The 12,640-nt window shown below is 71.3% G+C and carries 13 protein-coding genes; 6 read left to right on the top strand and 7 right to left on the bottom strand.

From position 1 onward, the window contains the following. The 5 genes from glnD to VGE49_RS13260 form a co-directional block, all read right to left on the bottom strand. A partial coding sequence (glnD, locus tag VGE49_RS13280; protein ID WP_331035014.1) for a [protein-PII] uridylyltransferase occupies positions 1-1,584 on the bottom strand: 1,584 nt, incomplete at its 3' end. After that, positions 1,581-4,289, bottom strand: a complete 2,709-nt coding sequence (gene mutS / locus VGE49_RS13275) for a DNA mismatch repair protein MutS (protein ID WP_331035013.1) — start codon at positions 4,287-4,289, stop codon at positions 1,581-1,583. The genes glnD and mutS, both read right to left, overlap by 4 nt. Before the next feature lie 94 nt (positions 4,290-4,383). Continuing rightward, on the bottom strand, positions 4,384-5,283 hold the full coding sequence (locus VGE49_RS13270; protein ID WP_331035012.1) for an aldo/keto reductase: 900 nt from the start codon (positions 5,281-5,283) through the stop codon (positions 4,384-4,386). Between the two features lie 69 nt (positions 5,284-5,352). Further along, positions 5,353-5,985 (bottom strand): maleylacetoacetate isomerase, encoded by a 633-nt coding sequence (gene maiA / locus VGE49_RS13265; RefSeq protein WP_331035011.1) that lies wholly within the window; start codon positions 5,983-5,985, stop codon positions 5,353-5,355. Then, on the bottom strand, positions 5,982-6,650 hold the full coding sequence (locus tag VGE49_RS13260; protein ID WP_331035010.1) for a fumarylacetoacetate hydrolase family protein: 669 nt from the start codon (positions 6,648-6,650) through the stop codon (positions 5,982-5,984). Before VGE49_RS13260 ends, maiA begins: the two co-directional genes overlap by 4 nt. Positions 6,651-6,820: 170 nt before the next feature. On the opposite strand from VGE49_RS13260, the gene VGE49_RS13255 reads away from it, so the two are divergent. The 3 genes from VGE49_RS13255 to VGE49_RS13245 all read left to right on the top strand — a co-directional run bounded on the left by VGE49_RS13255 (position 6,821) and on the right by VGE49_RS13245 (position 7,838). After that, positions 6,821-7,165, top strand: a complete 345-nt coding sequence (locus VGE49_RS13255) for an ElaB/YgaM/YqjD family protein (RefSeq protein WP_331035009.1) — start codon at positions 6,821-6,823, stop codon at positions 7,163-7,165. Then, the gene (locus tag VGE49_RS13250) at positions 7,165-7,557 is read left to right on the top strand and encodes a hypothetical protein (RefSeq protein WP_331035008.1); all 393 of its coding nucleotides are present in this window, start codon (positions 7,165-7,167) and stop codon (positions 7,555-7,557) included. The genes VGE49_RS13255 and VGE49_RS13250 overlap by 1 nt, the downstream gene beginning before the upstream one ends. Positions 7,558-7,661: 104 nt before the next feature. Next, positions 7,662-7,838, top strand: a complete 177-nt coding sequence (locus tag VGE49_RS13245) for a DUF1328 domain-containing protein (RefSeq protein WP_200165181.1) — start codon at positions 7,662-7,664, stop codon at positions 7,836-7,838. Positions 7,839-7,911: 73 nt separating this feature from the next. Here the strand turns inward: VGE49_RS13245 and VGE49_RS13240 are convergent, their stop codons facing one another. Further along, positions 7,912-8,778, bottom strand: coding sequence for a metallophosphoesterase family protein (locus VGE49_RS13240; RefSeq protein WP_331035007.1), 867 nt, complete (start codon positions 8,776-8,778; stop codon positions 7,912-7,914). Then, complete coding sequence (locus VGE49_RS13235; RefSeq protein WP_331035006.1) at positions 8,778-9,722, bottom strand: diacylglycerol/lipid kinase family protein; 945 nt, start codon at positions 9,720-9,722, stop codon at positions 8,778-8,780. Before VGE49_RS13235 ends, VGE49_RS13240 begins: the two co-directional genes overlap by 1 nt. 154 nt (positions 9,723-9,876) lie before the next feature. On the opposite strand from VGE49_RS13235, the gene VGE49_RS13230 reads away from it, so the two are divergent. The 3 genes from VGE49_RS13230 to VGE49_RS13220 all read left to right on the top strand — a co-directional run. Further along, the gene (locus tag VGE49_RS13230; RefSeq protein ID WP_331035005.1) at positions 9,877-10,224 is read left to right on the top strand and encodes a YMGG-like glycine zipper-containing protein; all 348 of its coding nucleotides are present in this window, start codon (positions 9,877-9,879) and stop codon (positions 10,222-10,224) included. Positions 10,225-10,347: 123 nt separating this feature from the next. After that, entirely contained in the window at positions 10,348-10,806 is a 459-nt protein-coding gene (locus VGE49_RS13225) for an OmpA family protein (protein ID WP_331035004.1), read from the top strand. A gap of 128 nt (positions 10,807-10,934) precedes the next feature. After that, the coding region (locus tag VGE49_RS13220) for a protein-disulfide reductase DsbD domain-containing protein (RefSeq protein WP_331035003.1) at positions 10,935-12,640 on the top strand (1,706 nt) is incomplete at its 3' end.

Raw genomic sequence — 12,640 nt, 5'->3', positions numbered from 1 at the left:
GCCGCCCTTGCCCACGTCGTGCAGCAGCATGGCCAGCATCAGGGCCTCGATATCGGCGATCCGGTGGATGATGGCGGTCGAGGCCGGGTGGTCGGCCTCCAGCTTGCCGCGCGCGATGTCGTTGATGATCCCGACCGCCTGCAGGGTGTGCTCGTCCACCGTATAGGCGTGATACATGTTGAACTGCGTCTGGCCGACGATCCGGCCCCATTCAGGCAGGAACCGGCCCAGCAGCCCCGTCTCGTTCATGATCGACAGGACGCGATAGGGCCGCGCCCCGTGGGCCAGCACCGTCAGGAAGGCCTCGGCGGCGCGCGGGTCGCGCCGCAGCGCCGGCGACACCAGGGGCAGGGCGCGGATCACGGCGGCGAAGGCGTCCGGGTGCAGGTCCAGATCCAGCCGGTCGGCCTCGACGAACAGCAGCAGCAGCCGCACCGGATCATGGGCGAAGACCGCGCCGCCCGTCACCGTCAGCCGCCCGCCCTCGATCGCCAGCCCGTCGAAGGCCAGTTTCGCGCGCCGACGCGGGATCAGCCGCGACAGGCCGCGCGCCAGACCTTGCGCCTTCTTCTGCTGGCGCGCCTCCAGCTGGGCCGAGACGGCGCGGGTCAGGGCGCCGACCTCGCGCGCCACCTGGAAATAGCGGCGCATGAAGCGCTCGACCGCCAGTTCGTCGCCGCGCCCGCGCCAGCCCATGCGCCGGGCGATCTCGGGCTGGTAGTCGAAGGTCAGCTTCTCCTCGGCCCGACCCGCCGCCAGATGCAGATGGATCCGCACGCTCCACAGAAAGCCGATGGCCTCGCGAAAGCTGCGCAGTTCGCGCGCGCTCAACAGGCCCTCAAGCGCCGCCTGTCCGCGCTCGCTGTCCGGCGCCAGCGACCGGGCGATCCAGAACAGGGTGTTCAGGTCGCGAAGCCCGCCCTTGCCGTCCTTGATATTGGGCTCGACGCGGTAGCGCACCGCCCCGGTCTTCTGCAGGCGAAGGTCGCGCTCCTCCATCTTGGCGGCGATGAAGGGGCGAGGATCGGCCTTGGACACCTCGGCGCGAAACCGCCGCAGCAGGTTCTCGCCCAGCGCCGCGTCGCCGACCAGAACCCGCGCTTCCAACAAGGTCGTGCGCACCGTCATGTCGCTGCGGGCCAGATCCAGGGTTTCGCCGACCGAACGCGAGGCCGAGCCGACCTTCAGACCCAAATCCCACAGCACGTAATGGACGAATTCGATCACCGCCGCAGCGCGGGCGCTCGCCGTCTGGCCGGGGCGCAGGAACAGCAGGTCGAGATCGGAAAAGGGCGCCAGCACGCCCCGCCCATAGCCGCCGACCGCCAGCAGGCTGAGGCGCTCCTGCGGCGCCGGATAAAGGACCTCGGTCGCGATGCGCCACAGGCTGGTCAGCATCGTATCCGCGGCGGCGGCGTAGAGTCGCGCCGCCTCGGCCCCGTCGATCCCGCCTTCCAGACGCCGGGCGACGCGGGCGCGGTCGATGGCGAAGCTCTCGCGCAAAACGGCGGTGACGGCGGCGCGCGCGTCGGACGCCGAAGCGGCCTGAACCAGACGCGGATCAAGGGCCGCCGGAGGGGTCACGAGCGCGACAGACCCTTGAGACGATACAGCGCCTCCAACGCCTCGCGCGGGGTCAGCTCATCGGGGTCGATGCTGGCCATGGCGTCATCGAGCACCGAGCTGATCGGGGCAGGCGGCGGCTCGGCCACGGCGGCGAACAGGGGCAGGTCGTCCAGGCGCGTCGACGCCGTCTTCTCGCTCTCCAGCCGCTCCAGAACCTCGCGGGCGCGGCCCACGACCGAGGCCGGCACCCCCGCCAGGCGGGCCACCTGCACGCCGTAGGAGCGGTCGGCCGCGCCGGGCGCCGCCTCGTGCAGGAAGACCAGGTCGCCGTTCCACTCGCGCGCCTTCATCGACAGGTTGCAGACGTGGTCCAGCCGCTCCTCCAGCCGCGCCAGCTCGTGGTAGTGGGTGGCGAACAGGGTGCGGGCGCGGTTGGTCTCGTGCAGGGCCTCGGCCGTAGCCCAGGCGATGGCCAGGCCGTCGTAGGTGGCCGTGCCGCGACCGATCTCGTCCAGAACGACGAAGCTGTGCGGCGTCGCCTGGGTCAGGATCGCGGCGGTCTCGACCATCTCCATCATGAAGGTCGAGCGGCCGCGCGCCAGATCGTCGCCGGCCCCGACGCGGCTGAACAGACGGTCGACCACGCCCAGCCGCATGGCGCGCGCCGGCACGAAGGCCCCGGCCTGGGCCAGCACCACCAACAGGGCGTTCTGGCGCAGGAAGGTCGACTTGCCGGCCATGTTCGGACCCGTCACGATCGACAGGCGCGAGGCCCCGGCGCCGTCGCCCGCCAGTCGACAATTGTTCGGGGTATAGGGGTCGCCCTGCGCCGTCACCGCCGCCTCGACCACCGGGTGCCGCCCCGCCTCGACGTCGAAGCACAGGCTGTCGTCGACCACGGGGCGGACCGCGCCGACCTCCTCGGCCCATTCCGCGAGCGCGGCGTGGGCGTCCAGTTCGGCCAGGGCCTCGGCCACGCCCTGCAATGCGCCAGCCAGCCGCGCGACCTCGCGCCGCCAGGCCTCGAAGGTTTCGCCCTCCATGGCCAGGGCGCGATGCCCGGCCTGGCTGATCTTCGCATCCAGTTCCGACAGCTCGACCGTGGTGAAGCGGACCTGATTGGCCAGGGTCTGACGGTGGATGAAGGGGCTGTCGGGACCGGCGCGCAGCAGGCCCTCGGCGGCTTTCGCGGAGGCTTCGAGGAAATAGCCCAGCACGGCGTTGTGGCGCACCTTGAAGGCCACGCCGCTCTCGGCCACGGCGCGGGCCTCAAGGTCCGCAACCACGCGGCGGCTGTCGTCGCGCAGGGTGCGGGCGGCGTCCAGTTCGGGCCGGTGCCCGGGGTTCACGAAGCCGCCGTCGCGCGCCAGATGCGGCGGCTCCTCGATCAGGCCGTCGACCAGATCGGCCAGCAGATGCGACAGCTCGGCGTCCAGCGTCAGCCGGTCGAGACAGGCCAGAACCCGGCTCGGCGGTCCGGCCAGAGGATCATGGGTCGAGGCGGCGAACAGGCCGGCCAGGGCCTGCGCCGTCGTCAGGCCCGAGCGGACCGCCGCCAGATCGCGCGGCCCGCCGCGTCCCAGCGCCAGCCGCGAGGTGGCCCGCGCCACGTCGGCCGAGGACCGCAGCCCTTCCCTCAGATCGCGGCGCAGGTCGCGCCGCTCCAGCAGCCATTCGACCGCGTCCAGACCGGCGTTGATCGCCGCCGGATCGCGCAAGGGGCGCGAGATGCGTTCCGCCAACGCCCGCGCCCCGCCCGAGGTGACGCTGCGGTCGATGCAGTGCAGCAGGGAGCCGTCGCGCTCGCCGCGCTGGGTGCGGTCGATCTCGAGGCTGAGGCGCGTGGCCGGGTCGATGGCCAGGAAGCCGCTCTCGCCCGAGCGGCGCGGCGGTGCCAGGGCCGGGATCTTGCCGGCCTGCGTCGTCTCCAGATAGGCGGCGATCAGGCCTAGCGCCGAGACCTCGGCCTCCTCGAAGGCGCCGAAGCCGTCGAGCGCCGAAACCCCATAGAGGCGCTGCACCCGGTCGCGCGCCCCGACCGGCTCGGCCGGGGCCTGGGGCATGGCCTGAACCACGCCGCCGGAACCGTCCAACGCCCCTTTCAGGGTTTCGTCCGAAAACAGACGGTCGGGAACCAGAACCTCCGATGGACGGAAAGCCGCCAGCGTTGCGCCCAGATCGCCGAGGTCGCAGGCCACCGAGTCCACCGCCCCTGCCGACAGCTCGACCACGGCCACGGCGGCGCGGCCCTTGCGAATCGCCACCGCCGCCAGACGGTTGGCCCCGCGCGCGTCCAGCAGGCTGTCCTCGGTCAGGGTGCCGGGCGTCACCACCCGCACCACGCCGCGATGGACCACCGCCTTGTGCCCGCGCTTCTTGGCCTCGGCGGGGGCTTCCAGTTGCTCGCAGATGGCGACCTTGAAGCCCATGCGGATCAGCCGCGCCAGATAGCCGTCCAGGGCATGGACCGGCACCCCGGCCATGGGAATGTCCTCGCCCTGATGCTTGCCGCGCTTGGTCAGGGTGATGCCCAGGGCCGCCGCCGCCTTCACCGCGTCGTCGAAGAACAATTCGTAGAAGTCGCCCATGCGGAAGAAGAGGATGGCGTCCGGCTGATCGGCCTTGGCCGCCAGGAACTGCGCCATGACCGGCGTGGTGCCCGAATCCGCCTTGAGGTCGGGCTTCAGATCGGCTTGCGGGGGATGGGACAGGGGCGCGTTCATACGCCGCGCAAGTTGACGGATCGGGGCGCCCGCCTCAAGCGGGAACGGCGGCGGTCATGCACAGGTGGGCGTAGAAGACCGCCGCGCCTGTGGATCAGGCGGCGTTGCTGACGTGCAGGCGCAGGCGCGAGGCGACGGCGGCGGGGGCCTCGTCCAGGGCCAGGGCGTCCCAGTCGATGTCGGGCTTGGCCGCGTGCGAGGCGGCGACGATGGCGCGCAGTTCGGCCGCCGAGGCCACGCTGGCGATCACCGAGGCCACGCCGGGCAGGTTCAACGCATAGGCCAGAGCCGCCTGCATCGGATCGACGCGGGCCTCGGCCAGACGCCGGCGCGTGCGCGACAGGGCCATGCCGTGCGCCGCCAGTTCGGGCGGCAGGCTCTCGCGGTTGGCGAACAGCAGGCCTTGCGCGAAGACCGAGGCCAGATGCACCTCGACGCCCTGGGCGGCCAGATCCTCGATGACCCCGCCGCGCGCCGCGCGCTGATCCAGGATATTGCAGGCGACCTGCACCACGTCGGGCTGGAAACGACGAGCCAGCAGGGCCGGACCGTCCTCGACCGTGGCGACGAAGCCGATCTTGCGGAAGACGCCGCGCTCCTTGAGCGCCGTCAAGCGAGCCCAAAGGGCGCGACCCTCGGCCCCGGCCAGATCAGCGGCGTTCTGCACCAGGACGGCGTCGCCGCGCGGCAGGCCCATGCGTTCCAGCGAGCGGCGGGCGCGGGCCTCGACCCGGTCCAGGCCGTCAATCAGGGGCACGGTGCGCACGGTGACGCGGAAGGGCGAAGGGAAGGGCCAGGCCTGGCCCAGCAGGCGCTCGACGTCGCCCTCGGGACGGGTCGCGACCAGGCCGACGCCCGCGTCGCCCGCCGTCTGCAGCAGATGGCGCATGGCGTCCTCCCGCTGGCCGGCAGGCAGCGGTCGGGACCGTTCGGGCTCAGTCACCACAGCGATGGCGAGCCGGTCGGCCGGAGAAGGCGGGACGGCGAATCTCACGCCGCCACCTTCGCCGCCAAAGCTTAAGGGAGATTGACCGAAATCAAGGCCGTTGGTGAATGAACAGGCTTAATCCGCATCCGGCTGATTGTCCGGGTGCGCCGCGACGAAGGTCGGATGGGCCTCCGCCCGCATTTCGATCTCCAGCAGGCGCGGAAACGCGGTCAGATCGACGTTGAAACGCCGCGCCGAATAGAGCTGCGGAATCAGGTAGCAATCCGCCAGGGTGGGCGCCCCGCCGAAGCACCAGCCCTCGCCGTGACGCACCACCAGGGCCTCCAGCGCGGCGAATCCGTCGAGGATCCAGCGCCCGGCCCAGGCGTCCACGCCCGCCTGATCGGCGCCCAGGTCGCGCACCGCCTTCAGCACCCGCAGATTGTTCAGCGGATGGATGTCGCAGCCGATCAGGGCGGCCATGGCCCGGACGCAGGCGCGCTCGGCGGGCGAGGACGGCAGCAGGGCCGGGGTCGGATGGGTCTCCTCCAGCCACTCCAGAATGGCCGGGCTCTGGATCAGGACCAGGCCGTCGTCGGTCTCCAGCGCCGGGACCAGCCCCTGCGGATTCAGCGCCAGATAGACGTCGGACTTCTGTTCGCCGGCGCGCAGGTCGACCGGCGCCGTCCGATAGGCCAGCCCCTTCAGATTGAGGGCGATGCGGGTGCGGTAGCTGGTGCCCGAGCGCCAATAGCCGTGCAGGATCATGGCTGCACCGTGAAGGCGAGCGGGGCCAGACCGTCGATGCTCGCCTCGACCCGGTCGCCCGGAACCACCGGCCCGACGCCCTCGGGCGTGCCGGTGAAGATCAGGTCGCCGGGCTGCAGGATCCACAGCTCGCCCGCCTTGGCCAGAATCCCGGCCGGGTCCCAGATCATGTCCGACAGACGGCCCGACTGGCGCGTCTCGCCGTTGACCTTGAGCGTGATCGCCGCGTCGGCCTCGGGCAGAGCGCCCAGGGTCAGGGCGCCGCAGGGGGCCGACTGGTCGAAGGCCTTGCCCGCCTCCCACGGCCGGCCCTTGGCCTTCGCCTCCGATTGCAGGTCGCGCCGCGTCAGATCGACGCCGACGGCCCAGCCCGCGATCGCCCCGCCTTCGCCCACGGCCAAGACCAGTTCGACCTCGTGGTGCAGGTTGGCGGTCGCCGACGGATAGGCCGGATCGGCCCCGTCCACGACCAGGGCGTCGGCCGGCTTGGAAAAGAAGAAGGGCGCGGGCTTGGACGGATCGGCCCCCATCTCGCGGGCGTGGGCGGCGTAGTTCTGGCCGACGCACAGGATGCGGCGAACCGGGAAACGACGGTCATCGTCGCCATCCGGGCCGACAATGGGCAGGGACGGCGTCGGGGCGGGCGGGAACAGCCATTGGGTCATGCCCATGTTCTAGGACGAGGCTCCGGACGACGCCAGAAGGGGCGTGCGCCAGGCCTTGCATCGGGGCCCGGGGATTGCTGCATTGCAGGAACCTTGGTCGTCGGTGTGGCGTTCGGGGCAGGGGTTCTCTATTTAATCGTCAAGCTTACACACCCAGCGGAGCGCGCATCATGGCCACGACCAAGGCTCGGGAAGACATCAAGAACGACCTGAAGACCCTCAAGGAGGATCTGAAGACGGGCGCGCGCGAGGAAACGCAGCGCCTCAAGGAAAAGGCCGCCGAGGCCGAAGCCCGCCTGCGCGAGCAGGGCGAGGAACTGCGTGAAAAGGCGCGCGGCTATTACGCCGACGCCCGCGTGCGCGGCCGCGAATATTACGATGACGCCGCCGAGCGTTTCGAGGAAGCCCAACGCTATGTCGTCGAGCGGGTGCGGGAACGCCCCGTTCAGTCCACCGCCATCGCTCTGGGGGTCGGCTTCGTCCTGGGCCTGCTCATCGCCGGTCGTCGCCGCTGATGTTCGGGCGGGGGCTGGTCAATCGCGCGGTCGCGACCTTCGTCGCCGCCGGCGCGGGCTTCGTGTCCATGGTCGCCCTCGGCGCCACGGTCTATTATCTGCTGGCGCTCGTCGTCGTCCCGCTGGCGGCGGCGGCCATCACCTCGGCTCTCTTCGCCGTCATCGCCCTGATCGTCGCCCTGGTCTTCGTGCGCCGCGCGCACGGCGAGGAGGAGGAAGAGGACCAGGAGCCGGAAAGCCTGGGCATGCGCGCCTTCCACCTGTTCCAGGAACGCCCGATCCTCGGCGCGGCGGCGGCCCTGGCCGGGGGCTTCATATTCCTGCGCAACCCGGCCCTGGCCACCATGGTGGCGGCGGCCTTCACCGAAAAGAGCCGCTCGCGCCGGCGATAAAGCGCGGAACGGTCAAGCCTTCGGGACGTTGTTAGCCCAGGTGGAACGGTCGACGGCAAAGGTCGACGGTTTTGCTTCCGCAACAACCTTCCGGAGGACTACCCATGCTTCGCTGGGCCATCATCTTCTTTATCATCGCCCTGGTCGCCGCTGTGCTCGGGTTCGGCGGAATCTCGGGCATGTCGTTCGAGATCGCCAAATTCATCGCCATCATCGCGGTCATCCTGTTCGTGGTTTCGCTGGTTGTCGGCGGGATGCGCGGGCGCGGGCCGCGGATCTGACCTGGGTCTGAAAACGGCCCGAAAGGCCCCGGCGGCGCGCCGCCGGGGCCTTTTTCTTGCGCAAACCGGAAGCTCAGACGACCGCGGCCTCCATTTCGCCGGGCGTCGAGGGATCGGGCGCCGTCTCGAGCCGGCGCGTATCCTGGCGTCGCGGCAGCCGCCAGGTCTGGTGATCCTCGAACCGCTTGCCGGTCCAGACCACCGCCGTCACCACAATCTCACGCGCGTCCCAATCGATCCGATTGAAGCTGGGCGGCGCCCCGCGCTCGCGGTGCGACAGGGTCCCGCAACCGACAGCGTAGGAACAGCGATCCGACAGATCGACGCCCGCCAGATCCACCGGAAGGGCGAAGGGCACATGGACATGGCCCGTCGTGATCAGGTCCACACCCGCCTCGGCGAAGATCAGGGCGGCCCGGTCGCCGCGCTTGACCTCGCCGGTCATCGGCGCGCCGATCATCTCGATCAGCGGATGGTGGCAGGCGAGAATCCGCAGCGCCCCGATCGGCGCATGACGCAGGGCCTCGGCGGCGCGGCGGGTCTGGTTCAGGTCGATCACCCCCTTGGACCAGTTGGCCCGAGCCTGCCAGCCGCGCGCCGTCGTGACCCCGCGCACCATCAGATGACCGCGCCGGAACTCATGATCGTGGGCCGGATGGCCGACCGTGCGCTCAAACGCTCGCCACGGCCAGAACAGCCGGGCCATCACGTCCCAATAGGGCACGTCGTGATTGCCGACGGTGACGAAGACCGGCTGCGGCATGGCCCGGATCCACGCCCCCGCCGCGGCGAATTCGGCCGGAAGCCCCCGCTGGGTGATGTCGCCGGTGATCAGCACCAGATCGTTCGGCACGGCATGGGCGTAGTCCAGGGCGGCGGCGACCGCATGAACATGCTCGCAGCCGAAATGCACGTCCGAGAATTGCAGCACCCGTCCCATCAGCGGTCGCTCTCCGCCGCCGGCGACCGGGGCGCCAGAGCCATGAAGGCGCGCGGCAGGAAGCTGACGCTGGCGTCGCGGCCCAGCAGCATGGGCTCGCCGTCGATCACCGCCGGAATCTTCGAGCGCGCCGAGACGGTGATCCAGCGCGCCGGCCGGGTCGTGACATTGGGGTCGTGCCGCCAGTCGTCGAACAGGGCGCGGGCCGCCAGCCGAAAGGCCTGGGCCGCGTCGGAGGGATTCATGGCCGCCGCCTCCAGCCCCACCGGCGCCTCCATGACCCGAGAGATCAGCGGGCTGATCAGCACCAGGGCCTCGGCCCGGCGCGGCGGCGCGCCGTCCAGCCTGAACCGGATGCGGCCGGTGAAGGCCCGCTTCAACGCCCGGCGCCCATGCATCCAGGCCAGCTTCAGCCTGCCGGTCCGCATCGCCTCGCGCGCCGGGGCCCACAGGGCGGGCGAGCCCAGAATGGCGGCGCAATAGAAGGCCTCGCCTTCAACCACTCCGCCCGACACGGCCTGGGGCTCGCCCTCCTCCAGCGCCCGGCGCAGGGCCAGCCTCCAGTCGCCAGTGCCGTAGAGGGCCTTGGGCAGCATGTTCATGGTGCCGCCGGGCAGGGGCGCGATCAGGGGCCCTCCGGCCCCGGCCCGCGTCGCCACCGACCGCGCCGTGCCGTCTCCGGCCAGGACGAACAGGACGTCGGGCCGAGCCTCCAGCGCCTCGGCGATCTGCTCGGGGATCTTCGCCCCCTCCAGCGTGACCACCGTCGCCTCGAAGTCATAAAGGGACAGGATGGCTTCGGCTTCGTCCGCGGCCTGGGGCCCGACCCCGCCGGACAGGGGATTAACCAGGATCGTCACCCTTTTCATCACGGCGTGAGGCCTAAGACGGGGCGTGTCGGGGTCGGCGGCGGGCGCGCCCGCATCGGGTGGGACGTCGGTCATGGGCGGCGAACGCCTCGTTTCACGCCCGGGTTCCGATGAACCGGAGCCCTAGAACGAAATAATGTGAAGCTTGTCGTCCTCGCCCCGGAACCGCCGTCTTCGCGCTGCGTTCTTTGAGCTTCAGGGGAGCCCCCTCGGGATGAAGGACAGATCCATGAACAAGGCGATCATCGCCATCGCCGGCGCCGGCCTTCTGGTCACCGCCTGCGCCAGTGACCCGTATTACGGCGGCGGCAGCAACGAAACCGTGCGTCAGGGCGCCATCGGCGCCGGCATCGGCGCGGTGGCCGGGGCCATCATCGGCAATAATGTCGGCGGCGGCAACGCGGCGACCGGCGCGGCCATCGGCGCCGTGGTGGGCGGCGCGGCCGGCGCCATCCGCGGTTCGAACCAGGACCGCGCCAACCAGCAACGCTATCGCGACAATCAGGGCCGTTACTACTACTGCTACGACAACCGCCAGACCGAGTGCTACTGGGAGAACGGTCAGCGTCGCTACTGAGACGACTGGCGCCCGGAGGCTTTTCGGGTCAGGTTTCGAGGGCGGTCCGCGAACGCGGGCCGCCCTTTCTGCTGTCGTGATCTTGCACGCCCGGGGCTGGGCGTTCTGTCGAGGGGCTGACTGATGAAACCGATCCTCCCCGCCGTCGTCGGCGGCCTGACTGTCGCAATCCTGGCCGGCTGCTCCACGCCCGGCGCCTACAAGAAACGCAGCGATCTGGTCAGCAATCCCGCCGCCTGCGCCTCCAAACGGTTCGAGGTCTATTTCGATCAGGATCAGGCGCGCCTGACCGTCGCCGCCCGCGAGGCCATCAGCCTGACCGCGACCCAGCTGCAGGGCTGCGACATCACCAGGGTTCAGGTCCTCGGCCTGGCCGACGCCCGCACCGGCACGGCCGCGTCGAACCAGTCCCTGTCCGAGCGCCGCGCCCGCTCCGTGGCCGAGGCCCTAGCCGGGGTCGGCCTGCCCGCCCCCGCCTTCGAGGTCGCCGCCGCCGGCGCCGAGGGCGCGGTGGTCAACGGCGTCAACGATCCCCTGCGTCGCCGCACCGAGGTGATGATCGAGGCCCAGCCCCGGCGCTGACCTTCCCGCGGGGCTGCGACAGGGGCTGCGTCAGACGGTCCCGTGGCCGACCCTCAGGGGACGGTGGCTGTGACGGCGCGCGGCGGCTAAGGTCCGGCCCGCCCATCAACCGTCTGGTCCTTCGCCCCTTGCGCCTGCTCGCCGCCCTCCTCGTCTGGCTGACCTTCGCCCTCCCGGCCGCCGCCGCCCCCTCCGCCCTGGACGCGGCGCTGAAGGCAGGCGCCGCCCCGGTCGCCGTCGCAGGGCCGCGGCGCACCGAACGGATCGAGGCCGAACTGGTCGCCATGAGCGCCTGGGCCGCGCCCGGCTCGACCGCCGTCGTCGCCGTGCGCCAGACGATCCAGCCCGGCTGGCACACCTATTGGCGCAATCCCGGCGATTCCGGCGGCCCGACCACTCTGACCTGGACTCTGCCCGCCGGCGTCGTCGCTGGCGACATTCTGTGGCCCCTGCCGGAGCGACAGCGGCTGCAAAGCCTGATGAACTACGGCTATTCGGACAGGGTCTTCCTGCCCGTGCCGATCGGGGTTCCTGCCTCCGCTCGCCCCGGCCAGACCCTTTCCCTGCGCGTTACTGCCCACTTCTACGTCTGCAGCGACCAGATGTGCGTGCCCGAGGACCTGGACCTGGCCCTCAATCTGCCGGTGCGCGAAGGCGCGGCGCCGCTGGACCCGCGTTACGGTCAGGCCGTGCAGGACGTGGTCGCCGCCGCCCCCCGCCCCGCCGGGATCGAGGCCCGCGTCGCCTTCGCCGACGGCCGGCTGACCCTGAGCGCGACCGGCGGACCGCTGGCGGGCGCCGCGCCGAAATGGGCCTATTTCTTTCCCTTCGAGGGCGGGATCATCGACCACGCCGCCGCCCAGACGGGCCAGCGCGGTCCGCAGGGCCTGACCCTTAGCCTCGCCCCCGGACGCGGCCTGACCGCCGATGGTCTGAAAGGGCCGGTCGCGGGCATCCTGTCCACCGACCTCGGCGCCTGGGAAATTGTCGCGGATCAGGGCCCGGCCCTGACCGGCGCGACGGGCGAGGGAATGCTCGGCGACGGCGAGGCGGCGCAAGGCCCGGCCCCGGCCACGACCCTCGCCGCCTTCGTGCAGGCCGCCCTGTTCGCCCTGCTGGGCGGGCTGATCCTCAACCTCATGCCCTGCGTCTTCCCCATCCTGGCGATGAAGGCGGCGGCGCTGAGCCGTTCGGCCCACCACCCGGCCGAGGCGCGCCGCGACGGCCTGGCCTTCCTCGCCGGGGTGCTGGCCACCTTCCTGATCCTGGCCGGGGCGCTGCTGGCCCTGCGCGCGGGCGGTCAGGCCCTGGGCTGGGGCTTCCAGCTGCAGTCGCCCGGCGTGGTCGCGGCCCTGTCGCTGCTGATGCTGGCGGTGGCCCTGAACCTGTCGGGCGTCTTCCACGTCGGCGCCGGCCTGCAGGGCGCGGGCCACGGCCCGCTGGCGCGTCTTCCGGGAGCGGCGGGCGCCTTCTTCACCGGGGTTCTGGCCGTGGTCGTGGCCGCGCCCTGCACCGCCCCCTTCATGGCCTTCGCCCTGGGCGCCGCCCTGCTGATGCCCTGGCCGATGGCCCTGGCGGTCTTTCTGATGCTCGGCCTGGGTCTGGCCCTGCCCTATGTCCTGATCAGCCTCAGCCCGCGCCTGCTGGCCCGCCTGCCCAGGCCGGGGCCGTGGATGGAGACGCTCAGGAACCTGCTGGCCTTCCCCATGTACGGCGCCGCCCTGTGGCTGGCCTGGGTCTATGGCCGCCAGACCGCCGACGCGCTCGCCTTGCTGTTCGGCGCGGGCCTGATGCTGGCCCTGGCCCTGTGGCTCTGGGGCCGTTCGCAGGCCGC

The organism is Brevundimonas sp. (assembly GCF_036405315.1).
In the GTDB taxonomy this organism is placed as follows: Bacteria; Pseudomonadota; Alphaproteobacteria; order Caulobacterales; family Caulobacteraceae; genus Brevundimonas.
The sequence above is the reverse complement of the archived record's forward strand: the minus strand, read 5'-3'. Positions and strand labels throughout refer to the sequence as shown.